At 74.3% G+C, this 16,800-nt stretch carries 14 protein-coding genes; 4 read left to right on the top strand and 10 right to left on the bottom strand.

What is annotated here, in order from left to right; translation table 11 throughout:
* Positions 1-3 precede the first annotated feature (3 nt).
* From PYR91_RS17715 to PYR91_RS17700, 4 genes are all read right to left on the bottom strand, one after another.
* Complete coding sequence (locus tag PYR91_RS17715) at positions 4-1,191, bottom strand: PTS mannitol transporter subunit IICB (RefSeq protein WP_279780973.1); 1,188 nt, start codon at positions 1,189-1,191, stop codon at positions 4-6.
* Between the two features lie 63 nt (positions 1,192-1,254).
* Positions 1,255-2,196 carry a 1-phosphofructokinase gene (gene pfkB / locus PYR91_RS17710; protein ID WP_279780972.1) on the bottom strand — a complete coding sequence of 314 codons (942 nt, stop codon included), beginning with the start codon at positions 2,194-2,196 and terminating at the stop codon, positions 1,255-1,257.
* Positions 2,193-2,954, bottom strand: coding sequence for a DeoR/GlpR family DNA-binding transcription regulator (locus PYR91_RS17705; protein WP_279780971.1), 762 nt, complete (start codon positions 2,952-2,954; stop codon positions 2,193-2,195). The genes pfkB and PYR91_RS17705 overlap by 4 nt, the downstream gene beginning before the upstream one ends.
* A 102-nt stretch (positions 2,955-3,056) precedes the next feature.
* Positions 3,057-3,686 carry a hypothetical protein gene (locus tag PYR91_RS17700; RefSeq protein ID WP_279780970.1) on the bottom strand — a complete coding sequence of 210 codons (630 nt, stop codon included), beginning with the start codon at positions 3,684-3,686 and terminating at the stop codon, positions 3,057-3,059.
* A gap of 247 nt (positions 3,687-3,933) precedes the next feature.
* Here PYR91_RS17700 and PYR91_RS17695 point away from each other — a divergent pair, with 247 nt between their 5' ends.
* Positions 3,934-5,004, top strand: coding sequence for a BadF/BadG/BcrA/BcrD ATPase family protein (locus tag PYR91_RS17695; protein WP_279780969.1), 1,071 nt, complete (start codon positions 3,934-3,936; stop codon positions 5,002-5,004).
* A 121-nt stretch (positions 5,005-5,125) separates the two neighbouring features.
* On the opposite strand, the gene PYR91_RS17690 is transcribed toward PYR91_RS17695, so the two are convergent.
* Entirely contained in the window at positions 5,126-6,769 is a 1,644-nt protein-coding gene (locus PYR91_RS17690; protein WP_279780968.1) for a family 10 glycosylhydrolase, read from the bottom strand.
* A gap of 312 nt (positions 6,770-7,081) precedes the next feature.
* Between PYR91_RS17690 and PYR91_RS17685 the strand changes: the two genes are divergently transcribed.
* Positions 7,082-8,575, top strand: coding sequence for a glycoside hydrolase family 3 N-terminal domain-containing protein (locus PYR91_RS17685; RefSeq protein WP_279780967.1), 1,494 nt, complete (start codon positions 7,082-7,084; stop codon positions 8,573-8,575).
* Between the two features lie 265 nt (positions 8,576-8,840).
* The gene (locus PYR91_RS17680) at positions 8,841-9,758 is read left to right on the top strand and encodes a MurR/RpiR family transcriptional regulator (RefSeq protein WP_279780966.1); all 918 of its coding nucleotides are present in this window, start codon (positions 8,841-8,843) and stop codon (positions 9,756-9,758) included.
* A 79-nt stretch (positions 9,759-9,837) separates the two neighbouring features.
* Here PYR91_RS17680 and PYR91_RS17675 read toward each other — a convergent pair whose 3' ends face one another.
* From PYR91_RS17675 to PYR91_RS17655, 5 genes are all read right to left on the bottom strand, one after another.
* On the bottom strand, positions 9,838-10,002 hold the full coding sequence (locus tag PYR91_RS17675) for a hypothetical protein (RefSeq protein WP_279780965.1): 165 nt from the start codon (positions 10,000-10,002) through the stop codon (positions 9,838-9,840).
* Between the two features lie 310 nt (positions 10,003-10,312).
* Positions 10,313-11,350, bottom strand: a complete 1,038-nt coding sequence (locus PYR91_RS17670) for a hypothetical protein (protein ID WP_279780964.1) — start codon at positions 11,348-11,350, stop codon at positions 10,313-10,315.
* A gap of 142 nt (positions 11,351-11,492) precedes the next feature.
* Positions 11,493-14,792: a DUF87 domain-containing protein gene (locus PYR91_RS17665; protein WP_279780963.1), complete on the bottom strand. Its 3,300-nt coding sequence runs from the start codon at positions 14,790-14,792 to the stop codon at positions 11,493-11,495.
* Positions 14,789-15,409 (bottom strand): hypothetical protein, encoded by a 621-nt coding sequence (locus tag PYR91_RS17660; protein WP_279780962.1) that lies wholly within the window; start codon positions 15,407-15,409, stop codon positions 14,789-14,791. Before PYR91_RS17660 ends, PYR91_RS17665 begins: the two co-directional genes overlap by 4 nt.
* Before the next feature lie 14 nt (positions 15,410-15,423).
* Positions 15,424-16,302 (bottom strand): DUF559 domain-containing protein, encoded by an 879-nt coding sequence (locus PYR91_RS17655; RefSeq protein ID WP_279780961.1) that lies wholly within the window; start codon positions 16,300-16,302, stop codon positions 15,424-15,426.
* A gap of 312 nt (positions 16,303-16,614) precedes the next feature.
* Here PYR91_RS17655 and PYR91_RS17650 point away from each other — a divergent pair.
* Positions 16,615-16,800 (top strand): hypothetical protein (locus PYR91_RS17650; protein ID WP_279780960.1); only part of this gene is annotated, 186 nt, incomplete at its 3' end.

The following is a 16,800-nucleotide window of genomic DNA, read 5'->3' as shown; positions in this document are numbered from 1 at the left end:
GGCTCACACCTCTCTGGTGGTGGCGCGCTGGACTTCGGTCTCGTCACGGGTGGCGGCGGTCTCGCGGGCGGCGGCGTCGTGGGCGGTGACCGCCTCGGGGTCGCCCGCGGCGCTGCCGGGGCCGGCTTCGGCGGGCTCGTCGCCGTTCGCGCGCCCGAACCCGAGCAGGGCCGAGGCGACGACGAAGGACACCGCGGCGGCCACGATGATGCCGGCGAGGACGCCGAACCAGCCGCCGCGCGGGGTGACCGCCAGGTAGGCGAAGATGCTGCCCGGCGCGGGCGGAGCGACCAGCCCGGCGCCGGTCACCATGAAGACCAGCACTCCGGAGGCGCCGCCCGCGATCACCGCGAGGAGCAGGCGCGGCTTCATCAGCACGTACGGGAAGTAGATCTCGTGGATGCCGCCGAAGAAGTGGATGACCATCGCGGCCGGGGTGCTGGGGCGCAGCAGGCGCGGGCCGAAGAACATGTAGGCGAGCAGGAGGCCGAGGCCGGGGCCGGGGTTGGACTCCAGCATGAACAGGATGGACTTGCCCTGCTCCACCGCCTGGGCGACGCCGAGCGGGCCGAGCACGCCGTGGTTGATGGCGTTGTTGAGGAAGAGCACCTTGGCCGGCTCGATGAGCAGCGAGGCCAGCGGCAGCAGGTTGTGGCCGATGAGCCAGCTGACGGCGTCGCCGGCGACGTCGGTGAACCAGCTCACGACCGGGCCGATGGCGAAGACGCCCAGGATGGCCATGGCGGCGCCGACGATGCCGGCGGTGAAGTTGTCCACCAGCATCTCGAAGCCGGCCTTGGTGCGCTTCTGGACGAGGCCGTCGACCAGCTTGATGACGTAGGCGGCGAGCGGGCCGACGAGCATCGCGCCGAGGAACATCGGCACGTCCGAGCCGACGATCACGCCCATGGTGGCCACGGCGCCGACGACGGCGCCGCGCTGGCCGTGGACCATGCGCCCGCCGGTGTAGCCGATCAGGATCGGCAGCAGGTATTTGATGGTCGGGTCGACCAGCTCCGCGAGTGTCGCGTTGGGCAGCCAGCCGGTCGGGATGAACAGCGCGGTGAGCAGGCCCCAGGCGATGAACGCCCCGATGTTGGGCATGATCATTCCGGCGAGGTGACCGCCGAAGCGCTGGATCGTCGCCTTGACGCCGGTCCCTTGGACGGTGGGAGTGTAGGTATCGGCCATATGTGGTGCTCCTTCCGGGGTTGCCGGCGCGGGCACGCCGGCGAGGGGGGTGAACGCCGTTCGTCAGTCCCCGGTCGACAACGGCTGGGTCGGATCGGGTTCGAGGATGCGGACGTCGTCGCGGCGGATGTCACCGGGCGACGGCATCCGGCTGCCGGGCAGCGACACCGCGGCAGACGCCCAGGCCAGGGCCTCCACCAGTGCCGCCTGGCCGCCGGCCCCGGCGGCCAGGAAGCCGGCGAGCATGGCGTCGCCGGCTCCCACGGTGCTTCGCGGCTCGCGCACCGGGCACCGGCCGTACCAGGCGCCGGCCTCCTCCACCAGGACGGCGCCGTCGGGGCCGAGGCTGGCGAGCACGGCTCGGGCTCCCAGCGCGCGCAGCTTACCCGCGGCGTCGAGGGCGTCGCCCAGGGTGACGAGGGTCGCGCCGGTGGCCTCGGCGAGCTCCTCGCGGTTGGGCTTGACCAGGGCGGGGGCGGCCGCGACGGCCGAGACGAGCGCGGGCCCGCTGGTGTCGACGGCGACGTTGATGCCGGCCTCGGCGAAGCGCGCGGCGAGCTGGGCGTACAGGTCGACCGGGACGCCGGGGGGCAGGCTGCCGGAGGCGACGACCCAGTCGGCCGAGCGGGCCGCGTCCAGCACGGCCTGGGCGACGGCGTCGAGCTCGGCCGGCGACAGCGCGGTGCCCGGCTCGTTGACCTTGGTGACGGTGCCGTCGGGTTCGGCCAGCGCGACGTTGGAGCGCGTGGGCCCGGCGACGGGCACGGTGATCACTTCGATGCCCTCCTGGGAGAGCAGGGCGAGGAGCTGGTGGCCCTCGGCGCCGCCGTAGGGGATGACGGCGCAGGACCTGACGTCGTTCGCCAGCAGGGCGCGGCACACGTTCACGCCCTTGCCGCCGGGGTCGAGGTGGGCGTTGGCGGCGCGGATGACCGTGCCGCGCGTCAGCGAGCCGATCTCGATCGTGCGGTCGAGGCTCGGGTTGAGGGTCAGGGTGAGGATCACGCGCGCACCACCTCGGGGCCCGCGGCGGCGAGGTCGGCCACCGTGGCGGCGTCCAGGCCGGTGTCGGTGACCACCATGTCGATCTCCGGCACCGAGGCGAACCTCGCCAGGTAGGTGTCGGCGAACTTGGTGTGGTCGGCGAGCAGCACGCTGCGCTTCGCCGCCTTGATCATCGCTCGCTTGATCGCCGCCTCCGCGGGGTCGGGGGTGGTCAGGCCCTTGGCCACCGAACAGCCGTTGGCGGCCATGAAGGCGACGTCGACGTTGAGCCGCGACAGCGGGCGCAGCGCCCAGTCGTCGACGGTGGCCAGCGTGCGGCCGCGCACCCGGCCGCCGAGCATGATGACGCTGAGGTTGGCGCGGCTGGCGAGCACGGTGGCCAGGGGCGGCGAGTTGACGATCACGGTGAGCTCGCGGTCTGCGGGCAGTATCTGCACCAGCCGGCCGGTGGTCGTCCCGGCGTCGATGATGATCGAGCCGTCGTCGGGGAGCTCGGCCAGGGCGGCCTTGGCGATGCGCTCCTTCTCGGCCGTCATCACCTCGTCGCGGGCGGCGAGCGCGGGCTCGAACCCGAGCCGCTCGACCGGGATGGCGCCGCCGTGCACCCGGCGCAGCACGCCCGCGCGCTCCAGGACGGTGAGGTCGCGGCGGATCGTCTCGGTGGTGACCGAGAACTCCTCGGCCAGGGTCATGACGTCCACCCGCCCGACGGCCCGCGCCCGGCCCAGGATCTCCTGCTGGCGCTCCTCGGCGTACATCGTGTTGATTCACCGCCGTTTCGGTTTGTTTCGTCTTTGTTTATACCCGTCCTTGTTTCTTCGTCAAGAAACAAATCGGACACGGAGCCGTGACACGACCGCTCAGAGCTGCGACATCGCCAGGACCGCCCAGGACGTCCCGGCGCCGGCGACGGCGCCCGCGGCGACCTGGGCGACCGTGTGGTGCGCCAGCCGCACGCGCGCCCAGCAGATCAGCGCCACCAGCACGGCGCCGACGGCGAGCGTCGGTGCGGCCGGGAGCACGTGGGCGAGCACGAGCACGGTGCCCGCCGACACCGCGGCGTGGAAGGAGATCTTCCACTTCAGGGTGATCGGGACGGTCACGGCCAGCCCCGCCAGCATCGCGCCCACCGTGGCGACCAGAAGGCGCGGCGCGCCGAGCAGCGCCAGCAGCACGAGGGCCGCCGCGACGGCGGCGACCGCGACCAGCAGCGGCACCGTCCTGCGCGAGCGGTCCACGATGTGCCGGGAGTCCAGCCTGCCGGCCCGCACGCCCAGCGCGATCACCGAGGCGGGGATCCCGCCGCACAGCGCCGAGGCCGCCAGGCCCCACCAGAACCCGTTCCATCCGTCTGAGACCAGCCCGACCACCGGCGGCATCCCGATGACGACCACCTGTGGGGCGAACAGCTCGGTGACCCACCGCGCCGCCCGATGCGACGCCCCGGCCCCCTCCGCCGCCCACGCCCCCGGCACAGGTTGGTCACCCATAACGCTCCCCCGTCCGCCACCGTCCCAGAAGTAGGCAGACTCCCACACCAACCCACATCACAGCGCTCCGACGCCCCGCCCTCCCCGCACCCCCGGCACCCGTGTGGGACACCCCGCCCGAGCACGAAGGCGCAAATCTCCACCGGCCGGTAATCTCGGGGAGATCACCTTCACAGGAGAGCCATGGAATCCGCATCGCCCCTGCCGGCGGCCGCGAACCGCCCCGGCATGACCTCGTAGGAGGGTCATGGCATCGAGGTCTCCCCTGGTCGTGGGCGTGGACGCCGGGGGCACGAGCACGCGCTGCGTGGTGGCCACGGGGGACGGCGAGGTGCTCGCCAGGAGCCGGGCGGGCGGGGCCAACATCCGCTCCGCGCGCGACCCCGGCGGCAACCTCCTGCGCGCCCTCACCGAGGCGCTGGCCGCGATCGGCCCCGCCGGCGGGCCCGGCGACGTCGTGGCGGGCGTGCTCGGGCTGGCCGGCGCCAGCGCGGCGGGCCGGCGGCGGTCGTCGGAGATGTCCGCGCGGGCGTGGCGGGGGGCCGGGCTGCGCGGGCTGCCGGTCGTGGTCCCCGACATCCTGGTCTCCTTCGCCGGAGCGACCCCCGAGCCCGCCGGAAGCGCCCTGGTCGCCGGCACCGGCGCGGTGGCCGCCCGCATCGAGCACCGCGAGATGGTCCGCCGCTGCGACGGTTACGGCTGGCTGCTCGGCGACGAGGGCTCAGGCGTGTGGATCGGCCGCCGCGCCGCCCAGGCGGCCCTCACCGCCCTGGACGGCCGCGGCGCTCCCACCGCCCTCACCCACCGCGTCCTCCCGGCCCTCCTGGGAGGCCCCTTCCCCGGACCTCCGCCCGAGGATCGGGACACACCGCGCGAATCCGAGGCCGGGCCTCTCGGGGACGCGGGCGCCCCGCCCGAAGGCGAGGCCCTGGCACAGGCGATCATCGCCGCCGTGTACGACGGGGAGCCGGCCCGTCTGGGCCTGCTCAGCCCGGTCGTCGAGACGGCCGCCCGTGAGGGCGACCGGGTCGCCCGGGCCATCCTCCGCGACGCCGCGCGAGCCCTGCTCCGCACCCTCGACGGCCTCGGCCCCGCCGTCCCCGGCCAGCCGGTGGTGCTGGCGGGCTCCCTGCTCACCAACCCCACGACGGTCGCCGCGCAGGTCGGAAAGGCCCTGACCGGCCGCCCCGTGCTCCTGGCCAGGGACGGCGCCGCCGGCGCCGCCGCCCTGGCCCTGCGCGCGGCCGCCGAATCCGGCCGCCTCCCCCTCGCCCCGTCCGCCCTCGAAACCGCCCACCGCCGCCTCCTGGCCTCCTAGCCCCGCCAAGGTGCCTTCGGCGCGCTTTCCGAAGGGCGATCCTCGCGCGCACGTCAGGCGCGCGTGTGTGAAGACGCCGCAGACCGGGAACCGGCCGCGCCGGCGGACGGGGTCGGGCGGGTCAGCGGGCGCGGTGCCAGGGGGTGGGGAGGCTTTGGCGGTTGGCGGGGTCCACGGCCGTGACGCGGTAGTAGGCGTCGCCGGGGGCCGCCGGGTCGGTGTACCGGGCGCGGCGGGCGCCGGGGACGACGGCGATCAGGTGGCCGGCGGGCTCTCCGTAGCCGTGCTTCCAGTCGTGGTCGTCGGCCCTGCCGTCCTGGCCGGGGTTGTGGGCGGTGGGCGAGGCGCTGGGCGCGTCGAGGCGGTACACCGCGTACAGGCGGGGGGCGGAGTGGCCGGTGGCCGCGAGGCCGAGCTCCACGCCGGCCTCCGTGCGGCGGAGTGCGGTGAGGGCCGGGCGGGCGGGGGCCGGGCCGCCCGCCAGGCGGGACAGCACCGGGGCGAGCGCCGGGCGGGCGTAGTGGTCCTCCCGCAGCCGGGTGAACGCGCCGAGCCGGTCGGCCCGCACGTCGCCCGCGCTGTAGTAGACGTCGCCGCCGATGTCGGGATAGTCCTTGTCGAACGTCAGGTGGCGCGACAGCTCCGCCGGGTCCTGCCAGGCCGCCGGCTGCCCCGCCGCGCCCACCTTGTACGCCGCCTGCCCGACCCAGAGCTGGGTGCCGGTGCCGTGCACGACCTGCGCCCACCACGGGGCCAGGGCCGCGTAGTCGGCCACGGGCAGCCCGAGGTTCCAGTAGATCTGCGGCGCGACGTAGTCGAGCCACCCGTTCTTGACCCAGGCGCGCGTGTCGGCGTGCTGGTCGTCGTAGGACTGGGACCCGGTGCTCGAGGAGCCCCGCGGGTCGGTGGTGACGTTGCGCCAGATGCCGAACGGGCTGACGCCCCACGCCACCTCGGGCTTGGCGTCGTAGACCTTGCGCGCCATCTCGTGGATCAGCAGGTCGACGTTGTTGCGCCGCCAGGCGGCCCGGTCGGTGAAGTGGCCCCCGTGCTCGGCGAACGCCGCGTCGTCGTCGAACCGCTGGCCGGCCACCGGATACGGGTAGAAGTAGTCGTCGAAGTGCACGCCGTCGACGTCGTACCGCTTGACCGCGTCCATGATGGCGTCCTGGACGAACGCCCGCACCTCGGGCAGCCCGGGGTTGTAGTAGAGCCTGCCCGCGTAGACGACCCCCCACGAGGGGTGGCGGCGCAGCGGGTGCTCCGGCGCGAGCCGGGCCGGGTCGGGCTGCGTCGAGACGCGGTAGGGGTTGAACCAGGCGTGCAGGGCCAGCCCGTGCTGGTGCGCGGCCTGCACCATGAACGCCAGCGGGTCGTACCCGGGGTTGCGCCCCTGCACCCCGGTCAGGTACTCCGACCACGGCTCGTACGGCGACGGCCAGAAGGCGTCGGCGGTGGGCCGCACCTGCACGAAGACGGCGTTCAGCCGCTGCGCCCGCGCCAGGTCCAGCCAGGAGACGAACTCGCCCCGCTGCTGCTCGGGCGTCAGCCCCGGCCGCGACGGCCAGTTGATGTTGAGCACTGAGGCGATCCACATGCCGCGCAGCTCCCGGCGCGGCGAACGGGTGACGCGGGCGGCCTCCGCGGGGGCGGTGGCCGGGGCGGGGCCGCTGTCCGCGGCGGCGCGCGCGGGGAGCTGCCACGGGGCCAGCGAGGCCGCGGCCAGGCCGCCGAGGACGGCTCTGCGTGACGGCGGGCGGTTCATGCGGCCTCCAGACGGTGCGGCTGCGTCGTTCCCCGGCGGCTCCCGCGGCGGGGCCCCGGGTCCGCGACGTGCAGGCCTCCGCGTTGACCGTTCCCCCGGCCACGCCCCTCGCCGTGAGGATGACGGAGACTTTCCGGCGAAGCGATGCCTCTGAAGAAACTCGTCATCAGGACGTGACCTATCCGGGAGCGAATGAAGGAAATCTCCATAGAAGATACGCGGGATGGTCCGTGACGCCACATCGCGGCCGCGTCCCGCCCCGACCCGGCGATCGACACCGGCCCGGAACCGCGACGAAGCAGGGAAACCCGCATGCCGCACAGCCCCGATCTCGACCGCCTCGCCGCCACGGTGCTCCAGCCGGGCTTCGACGGCACCGCTCCCCCCGACTGGCTGCTGCGCCAGCTCGCCGCCGGCCTGGGCGGCGTGGTGCTCTTCGCACGCAACGTCTCCGCCGACACCGCCGCGCTGGTCGGCCGGCTGCGCGAGGAGAACCCCCGGGTGATCGTCGCCGTGGACGAGGAGGGCGGCGCCGTCACCCGGCTGGAGGCCGCGACGGGCAGCTCATGGCCGGGAAACGCCGCCCTCGGCGCCGTCGACGAGGTCGGCCGCACCGAACGGACCGGCCGGGAGATCGGGCGCATGCTGGACGCCGCCGGGATCACCCTCGACTACGCGCCGGACGTCGACGTCAACGCCGACCCCCGCAACCCGGTGATCGGCGTCCGGTCCTTCGGCGCGGAGGCGGGCCTCGTGGCCCGGCACGCCGCCGCGTGGATCACCGGTTTGCAGAGCACGGGCGTGGCCGCCTGCGCCAAGCACTTCCCCGGGCACGGGGACACCGTCACCGACTCCCACCTGGCGCTGCCGACCGTTCACGCCTCGCGCGAGCTGCTGGAACGCCGTGATCTCGTGCCGTTCCGCGCCGCCGTCGACGCCGGGGTGCGGGCCGTCATGTGCGGGCACCTCATGGTGCCGTCCGTGGACCCCGGCCGGCCGGCGACGCTCAGCCGCCGCGTGCTCACCGGCCTGCTGCGCGAGGAGCTGGGCTTCACGGGCCTGGCGGTGACCGACGCCATCGAGATGCGCGCCGTGGCCGCGCGCCTGCCCCAGCCGGAGATCGCCGTCCGCGCGCTCGCCGCCGGCGCGGACGCCGTCTGCGTGGGCGCCTCCTCCCCCGGCGGGGAGAACGTGGACGAGCTGCGGCGCGGCGTCGTCCAGGCCGTCCACCAGGGCACCCTGGACGAGGCACGCCTGTCGGAGGCCGCTTCCCGGGTCGACGCCCTGGCGACCTGGCACCGGACCGCCCGCTCCGAGGCCGCCGGACGGCCGGGCGGCGCCGACCTGGATCCCGGCTACGGCGTCTCCCGGCTCGGGCTGGACACGGCGCGGCGGGCGCTGCGGGTCACGACGCGCGGGGCCGTCGCCCGCCCCGTGCTCACCCGGGCGCCGCAGGTGGTCGAGATGACCGCCCGGCCGCACCAGGCGATCGGCGGGGCCGCGCTCCCGTACGGGCCGGGGGCCGCGCTCGCCGCGCGCCTTCCCGGCACGCGCCGGACGCTGCTGACCCCCGACGGGCACGAACCGCCCGCGCTCGACGCCGCGCCCCTGGTGCTGGTGACCCACGACGCCCACCGCCACCCCTGGATGCGCGACACCCTGGAGCGCCTCCTGCGCCTGCGGCCGGACGCCGTCGTAGTGGAGACGGGCCTGCCGGGCGAGCCGTCGGGCGCGGTGCACCTGGCCACGAGCGGCAGCTCCCGCGTCGCGGCCCTCGCCGTCGCCGAGTGGCTCACCGGCCGTTGACCGTCCCGGCCCACCCGGCCGCACACCCGGACCCCCCGCCGCCCCTCGACCGTCCCTGCCCCCCGGCCGCCCACCGGGACCCGCCGCCTGCTCCCGCCCTCCACCCCGTGCTCCGGGCCGCCGGGGCGACCCGGTCGAACCGGAGCGGGCCCCGTCCGATTCAGGACTTCGCACCGCGACCGGAACGCGGGAGTGACGGCGGCCGTCCAACGGGTTCAGCACGGCCAGGATTGAGTAATGTGTCGGTAACAGAAAAGGAACCCCCATGAGTGACCCGCAGCGCTCGACCCCCGAGAACCTGGTCGCCCGGGTGCGGGCCGTGCTTCCCTCCCTCACACCGTCCGCGCAGATCATCGCCCGGTTGATCCTCGACGACCCGGCCACCGTCGCCCGCAGCACCATCACCGAGCTCAGCGCGACGTCCGCCATCAGCGAGGCGACGATCGTCCGCACCGCCCGGGTGCTCGGCTTCTCCGGCTACGCGCAGCTCCGGCTGGCCCTGGCCGCCGCGGCGGCCGCGGCCGACGCCGCGCGCAAGGGGCCCGACCGACTGGTCCCCGGCGACCTGGGGCCCGACGACCCGCTGTCGGATGTGATCGCGAAGGTCACCCGGGCCGAGGCCCAGGCCATCGAGGACACCGCCGCCCAGCTGTCCCCCGAGCGGCTGGGCGAGGTCGTGGACGCCATCACGGCGGCGCGCCGCGTCGACGTCTACGGGGTGGCCGCCTCGGGCCTGGTGGCGGCCGACATGTCGCAGAAGCTGCTGCGCATCGGCCTGTCGGCCCACGCGTTCACCGACGCCCACCTGGCCCTGACCAGCGCCGTCCTGCTCCGCCCCGGCGACGTCGCGGTCGGCGTGAGCTGCACAGGCGAGACCCCCGACGTGCTGGAGCCGATGCGCCGCGCCCACAAGGCCGGCGCGGCCACGGTCGCCCTCACCAACAACCCCCGGTCGGCGCTGGCCGAGCTGTGCGACCACGTGCTGATCTCCGCGGGGCGGGAGACCACGTTCCGCCCGGGCGCCCTGGCCAGCAGGATCAGCCAGCTCCTGGTGGTCGACTACGTCTTCGTCGGCGTCGCCCAGCGCACCTCCGAGGTCTCCAACGAGGCCCTGCACGCCACGCGCGACGCCATCGACCAGTTCACCTCCGAGTCACGCCACCGCCCGCGCAGATCCTCCTAGCGGAGCGCACGGGCGCTCGGCCGGGAGACCGCCCCGCCCCGCGCGCCCGGCGGCCTCGCGGCGCGCCCGGGCCCGCGGCCTACGCCCTGCGGGAGCTCATGATCTTGGACAGGGCGCCGACGGCGAGGGCCACCACGCCGATGATCAGTACCCACTTGAGGATGCCGAAGAGGAAGCCGAGCACGCTGCCGAGCAGGAAGAAGGCGGCGACGGCGACGGCGATGAGGAGAAGTATGCGTCCCATGCCACTGACGCTAGCCCTCCGCGTCCCGCGGCGGCAGCGGCGAAGCGCGAGTTCAGGGTCGAGTCAGGGACGGCCCTGAGGCCGGCCCGGGGAATGCCATGGCGCCTCCGGCGCGCTCTCCCAGGGGCGCACAGCATCTCGCCCGCCCCCAACCGTCACGCGGGCATCCGTTCTGCGCGCAGCTTCGTCCCGGCCCTTCCCGCGGCTGAGGACGGGTGCCCGCGCGACCGTGAGGTGGGCCGAGTCAGGGTCGCCCGTGAGAAGGCTGTGCCGAAGGCGCCGTTTCCAGGGACGGCGACAGTCACGGGGTTCAGAGGGGGACGGCGAAGACCGCTCGGCGGCCCTTGAACTCCGTGAGGCTCCAGAGCTGGCCGCGCTCCTGCCAGCAGCTCAGGTCCTCGGGGCCGACCGGGTACTTCCTGACCTTGACCGGGGCCTGCCCGTCGGTGACCAGCAGGGAGCCGTTCCTGGTGCTTCCGGCTCCCAGGCTGAGGTACCAGCGGTTCCGGTGCGACAGGCCGCCCTGGATCCTGGGCGCGGGGAGCGTGAACGCGTCGGCGGCGGGCGCCAGGCCGTCCGCGCCCGCGGCCAGGGTGCCGTCCGCGGCGAAGGCCCAGCGGGCGATCCGGCCGATGGCGCCGGGCTGCTGGGCGGGGTCGGCGAACTCGCCGCAGACCAGCGTGTGCGGCGTGGTGCTGCGGTCGACGCCGGCGAAGGAGAAGCGCGCCTGCCCCGTGCCGCGCCACGCGTCCACCTGCGGCATGACGTAGCGGTACCCGAAGGCGTGGTGCTTGCCCGCCCTGACGCCGATCCGGTCCTCGTCGCCGTCCACCTCGTAGATGTGCCGCAGGTCGAACACCCGCAGCCCGCGCGAGGTGTCGGGGACGTACAGCAGGTCGCCGTGCCAGGCCAGGCCGCCCGCGTGGACGTTGATCGCGGCGTAGGAGGCGCCCTTGGGCTCGACCAGCAGGACGTGCCGGTACTTGGCCGTCCCCGTGCCGAGGAAGGTGATCCGGATGCCGCGCTCGCCGGCGGACGGCTTCCAGTACCAGGTGAACGCCAGCGCCTGCACGTCCGCCCGCCCGGCCTCGGAGCTGGACGCGATGCCCTGCGGGTACCAGTCGGTGGTGTCGTCGTCGCCCGCCTGGAGCCGGTACCAGTCCACCGGCCGCGGGCTCATCCCGGCGAACGCCGTGGTGGAGCCCTTGCGCACGGCCGTGCGGTTGGCCTTGGCGAGCACGTCCGGAAGGTCACGCGCGGGCAGCTCCCCGGCCAGCGCCTCGACCCCCCGCGCCAGCTCCCGCGTGTCCCGCCGCAGCAGGAAGGGGCCCGGGTCGGTAGCGGCCATGGCACTCACATCGATCACCCGTCGCGCCTCGAGAGCGACACGCGGCCCACCCACCCGGCCGCCCGCCGCTCGACTGTCGATCAACCCCGACAGTCTTCCCTAACCCCCACATATTCGCGCGCCACAGGGCATTACTGGCATCTCACGGAGACATCCCGCCAAGGGACTCTCTGGCCCGGCCGACGACCGCCTCGGTGGTGAGCGGGCTCCTCGGGTGGTGGCTCAGGCAGAGGGGCGTGCGCACCTTCTCGAACCCGCCGCCGTCGAGGGCGGCGTAGAACCGGCCGGAGTCCAGCCGCCCGACGTCGGGGACCTCGCTGCCCTTGGCCCGGGCCATCTCCTGGGCGGCGGCGATCTGGATGGGGCTGTTCAGCAGGCCGAAGAACTGCGTCGCGGCGTTCCCGGGGATCCGGTTGTGCAGCCCCTTGGGCGCCTGGGTGGCGAACACCAGGCCGAGGCCGTACTTGCGGGCCTGCGACGCGAGCGCCAGCGTGCTGCGCGTGCACGCCGTCATCGCGCCCGAGGGGGCGAACGTCTGCGCCTCGTCCATCACGAACAGGCCGCCGAGCGGCCGGTCGCCCACCGGGTTCCTCCTGATCCAGGCGAACAGCGCCATCTGGAGCTGGTTGACGAAGCTCTGCCGCTGCTCGTCCGAGGCCAGGCCCACGAAGCTGATCACCGAGACGCGGGCCCGCTTCCCGCCGGGCGGGGTGAGCAGGAGGCCGGGACTCACGGGCGTGCCGCCGCCGAACAGCGGGTCGTTGACCATCGCCGCCGTGAGGTTCTCGGCCGTGTCCGCCGCCATCCGCTCGGCGTTCAGCAGCCTGCTGACGCCGTCGGGCAGCGCGCGCAGCAGGCCGATGAACCCCTCGATGCCCGAGCCTCCCCGCCGCCCGTAGTACGTCACCGCCTCGCGCAGCACGGCCCGCCCCTGGTGGGCCTTGTGCGTCTGCGCCATCAGCTTGGCCCGGGGGGCGAGGGACGCCACGGCCGCGTCCACGGCCTCGCCGAACTCGTCGAGGTCGTCCGCCACGCCCGCGAAGTCGGGCAGCGGCTGGAAGCCGAGCGGGCGCCCGGAGTCGCGGCCGGGCGTCCAGATCACGACATCGGTGTTCGCGAGGTAGTCCCGCGCCTTCGCCGGGTCGCCCTCCCCCCAGGCCGGCGGCTCCTGCGGCCATGCCTCGCCGAGCCGGGCCAGGTCGTTGTTGGGGTCGAGCACGATGGACGAGACGCCCAGCAGCGCGCACTCCTCCACGATGCGGCGGATCAGCACCGTCTTGCCGGAACCGGACCCGGCGAAGATCGCCGTGTGCTTGCGCAGCGCCTCCAGGGGCACCGTCACCGGCCGGTCCCCGTCCACCGTCCGCCCGATCCCGAGCACCGGCGCGCCTTCGGCGACGACCCCGGCAGGGGCCGCGGCGGGACGGCGGCCACCCGCGCGGGGGCGCGGCTCCAGCTCGCCGGGGGGACGGCCGTCCACCTCGCCGAGGGGATGGCCGTCCGCCTCGCCGGGGTTACGGCCGTCCACCTCACCAGGGAGACGGCCGTCCACGCGCGCCCCCGGCTCACGCCCGGGCGCCGCATGCCTGGGCCCGGCGTCGGGCCGGCCCGGGGCGTCGGGGCCCTGCCTCCCCAGGTCGCCCAGGGCCCGCGCGAGCAGCCCGATCCGGTGCGCGGGCCTGCGGGCCAGCAGCCACGCCTGGAGGCCGGGCGGCTCCTCCGCCAGCAGCGCGCGCAGGGCGGCGAGGCTGCCCAGGTCGTCCGGGGAGACCGGCAGCACCCTGCCGCCCGCCTCCTGGAAGGCCTCGAAGGCCTCCCGCGTACGCGGCCCGCGAGACCAGGAACCGTTGCGCAGCACGAACAGCCGCCGCCCGGGCGCGTCGGCGGCGAGGCCGGCCGCCACGCAGGCGGTGCGCAGCCGGTTCAGCGCGGCGCCGGCGTGGACGGCGCTGATCGCCCGGAAGCACCAGTGCGCCTCGTCCTCGGTGGCCTCGTCCAGGGTGCGGCGCAGGCGGGCGTGCACGGGAGGCTTGGAGCTGGGCGCGGCGTCGCGCCGGAACGCCCGCCCGGCCTCGCCGCGCTCCAGGATCCAGGCGTCCAGGCCGGCCGACAGCAGCGAGGGCATCACGGCGTCCTCGGCGGCGGGGTCCAGCGCGCCGGAGACCTCCGCGGTCTCCTTCAACGCCGCGAACCGGGCGTCGAGCACGCCGAGGTCGCCGGGGGAGGCGTCCGAGGGCGTGGGCGCCCGCGAGGTGGAGGGTGTCGCGCCGAGGCGCTCCAGCTCGGTGACGTCGTCGTTGAGCAGGCACGAGCGCACATGGTCGTCGATCGCCATCAGGAGCTGGCGCGGCGTGAATTCGGGCGCGGCCTGGAACGCCGAGGGCCGCACCGGCCAGGTGGGATGGGGCGGCCGGAAGCCGATCTCGTCGAACCGCGCCTTGAAGCGCTTCTCTACCAGCGCCCGGCCGACCTCGGCGTCGGGGATGGGCTTGAGGTGCGGCGCCTGCCGGAACCGGTCGCGCATGGTGTCGGTCGCGACGGTCGACAGCATGATCCAGGTCGTGGGGAGGCAGGAGAGGACGGTGAGGGTGCGGCGGGTGTACTCCCGCAGGGACATCAGGCCGCCGGCGACCTGCTCGACCGCGAGCTTCTCCCGCCACTCCTGACCGGTGTCGCGCACGGTGGAGTGGGACGCCTGCGTGATCAGCGGGTCGATCTGGTCGACCGCGATGACCGAGGGCCCGGTGAGCGCCACCAGCCGCGACAGGTCTCTGACGATCTCCTGGGGCGTCCGCCGTTCCCGGCGAACCCCCCACCTGGCCCGCTCCCCCGGCTCCTCCTCGGGCACGGAGGCGAGGTAGGAGTCGCCGACGTCCTGCGCTCCCAGGTCGTCGCAGGCGCGCAGCACCAGCGCACGCGCGGTGTCCTGGCTGTCCCTGCCCACCTGCCCGTCGTGGCGGCGCAGCGCCTCGATGAAGGTGTCCAGGGCCTCCCGCGACAGCGGGGCGTCGCCGATCACCGCCCGCCGCACCAGGCGCGGCACGCCGATGAGTTGCGACAGGTTGCGCAGGAGGACCTTGAGCTGGGTCTCGCCCTCCTGGCGACGGGAGAGGCTGTCCAGCATCGACACCAGCACGCTGTCCCAGAAGCCCCTGGCGTCGAGCAGGCTGACCAGGAAGAAGTAGCCGCCCTGCTGCTGGGTCTTCTCCCGGACCCAGCCCAGCATGTGCGTCTTGCCCGAACCGCGCTGGCCCTGCACCACGACGCCGATGGGGCTGGCGGCACGGCTGTCGTGCGCCTCGGCCAGGCCGGCGAGGATCATGCGCGCGGTGTCGCGGTGCAGGCTCTCCACGTGGAACTGCGGCGGGTGCCACACGTCGTCGGGCACCTGGGCGTAGTTGAAGCGGAGCGCCTCCAGGGCCTTGCGCCGCTCGCCGTTCATCGCTCCCCGATCCAGAGCAGGTGCTTGTCCTGGTCGCCGATGGTCACGGCGGCCTCGCGGTCTTCGGGCGCCAGGGTCTTCTGGTTGGACTCCGGAGCGATGTTCACGTCACGCAGCCGGCTCATCCGTCGCAGGGCGTCGTCGACGTCGGCACGCGGGATCCCGCCCAGGCGCGACCGGAGCGCGGGGATGCTCACCCACGTCCCGGGCTCGCCGGTCATCTCGGCGTAGGCCGCCCGGATGCGCGCCTCGACGTCCGAGCGACCCGCCTCTGGGGCGAAGACGTCGGACAGCCGGTGGCCGGTGCGCTCCATGAAGCCCTGCAGGCCCTCCATCAGCACCAGCATCGCGACCCCGGCCGAGCCGGCAGGCCTCTCGATCCCCTTCTGGAACGTCTCGGCCGCGTACGCCCAACCGGCGTCGGTCAGCACATGGACGAACGACCGGCCCTCTTTCCAGCTTTCGACCAGCTTCAGGTCGTTCAGCCGCAGGCGGTCCTTCCCGTTCAGCGTCAAGCCGTACCGCTCTTTGAGTTCGGTGTTGGAGATCTCCCTCGCCTCGCGCATCAGCACCAGAAGCGCGGCGAGTCGGGGCAGGGACAACGGCTTCTCAGACACGGGTGCGGTCCTTTTCAGTGATTCCGGCGGCGGCCGCGGACCAGACGCTCGATCTGGCTGAGAACGCCGTCGATGTCGATGGAAACCTGGGTATTGGTGATGCGCAGTACGGAATAGCCGTCCCGTTCCAGCCGCAGGTCGCGGTCACGGTCGTCGGCGTATTTGCGGGAACGGTCGTGGTCGGGGCCGTCGATCTCGACGGCGCAGCGCTCCTCGCGCCACAGCAGGTCCACCCGGATGGGGTTGACGAGCGGCCCCGACCGGTAGGTCTGGTTCCACTCCCGTCCGTGGGCCCAGGCGCACGACGCCAGCGCCGCTTCCAGCGCCTGCTCCACGGCGCTGACGGGGTGCGGCCTGCCGACCGGCGGATGCCCGGGCGAGCGCACGCCGCCCTCGGCCGAGTGCTTCGATTCCGGACCGGTTGGCACGTTCCCGGCTGGGGCGACGCTCTCCGTCCGGGGCCATGCGGTCATCCCCCGGGGCCGCTCGGCGTACGGGGAGCCGTCCTCCGCCGACAGGACCGTGAGCCCTCCGTGGCCGGCCAGCCAGTCGCACGCGGCGGCCAGCGACTCCGCCTCGTCAGGGGCCAGACCTTCCGGGATCCGCAGCAGGACGGCGGCGTGGCCGAAGGCGTCCGCGAGGACGCGGGCCAGCCCGGCCGCGCGGACCGACGGGTCGAACCTTCTCCCCGGCCTTCGCCCGGTCAGGGCCGTCTCGGCGAGGTCGGCGAGGAAGGGCCCGAAGTGGCGCGTCGCCGAGGCGGAACGCAGGGCCAGAGCCCGCACCGCGCCGACTCCCGCCCCGCCGGGGCCGGTGACGTGCTCGGCCCCCGGCAACCAGGCGGGGTAGGCGGCGATCGCCGCCTTCTCCAGCTCGTCCAGAATCGCGGTCACCGCGTCGGAGACGGAATGCGCCCGGCGCGGAGACCAGGGGACGACAACGGGACCGCCACCGGGCGACCGCTCCAGAGTCAGCGCGGCGAACTCAGCGGAATCCGCGAGATGAACGACCCGGCCGACCGGCGATTCCGCCCACCACCGCGTCACCCCCGCCTCCTCGGCACACCCCACCACACCGGCCCGCCGAGACTATCCGCAAATAGCACCTATGTGCAGCGAATCCCCTACTATCCGCAACGAACAAAACGCGCTAAAAGCCGTAAATTACGTAAATCATCGGAAGGCACGTAGATACCACGACTCCTGATGGCGACGAACGCCAGCGGGCGCGCCGTAAGCGGCGCCGCATTCTCCGACCAGACGACCGCCTCACCGGCGCCGAAAAGAGACACCGGGGGCGGCGGGAGTGGTGACCGGTGGCGGGCCGCCCAGGTGGTGACCGTGGCAGGCCGCGCACGCGATGACCGGTGGCGGGCCGCCCAGGTGGTGACC

The organism is Sphaerisporangium sp. TRM90804 (genome assembly GCF_029846175.1).
GTDB lineage: Bacteria > Actinomycetota > Actinomycetes > Streptosporangiales > Streptosporangiaceae > Sphaerisporangium.
This window is presented reverse-complemented; position numbering and strand designations above follow the sequence as displayed.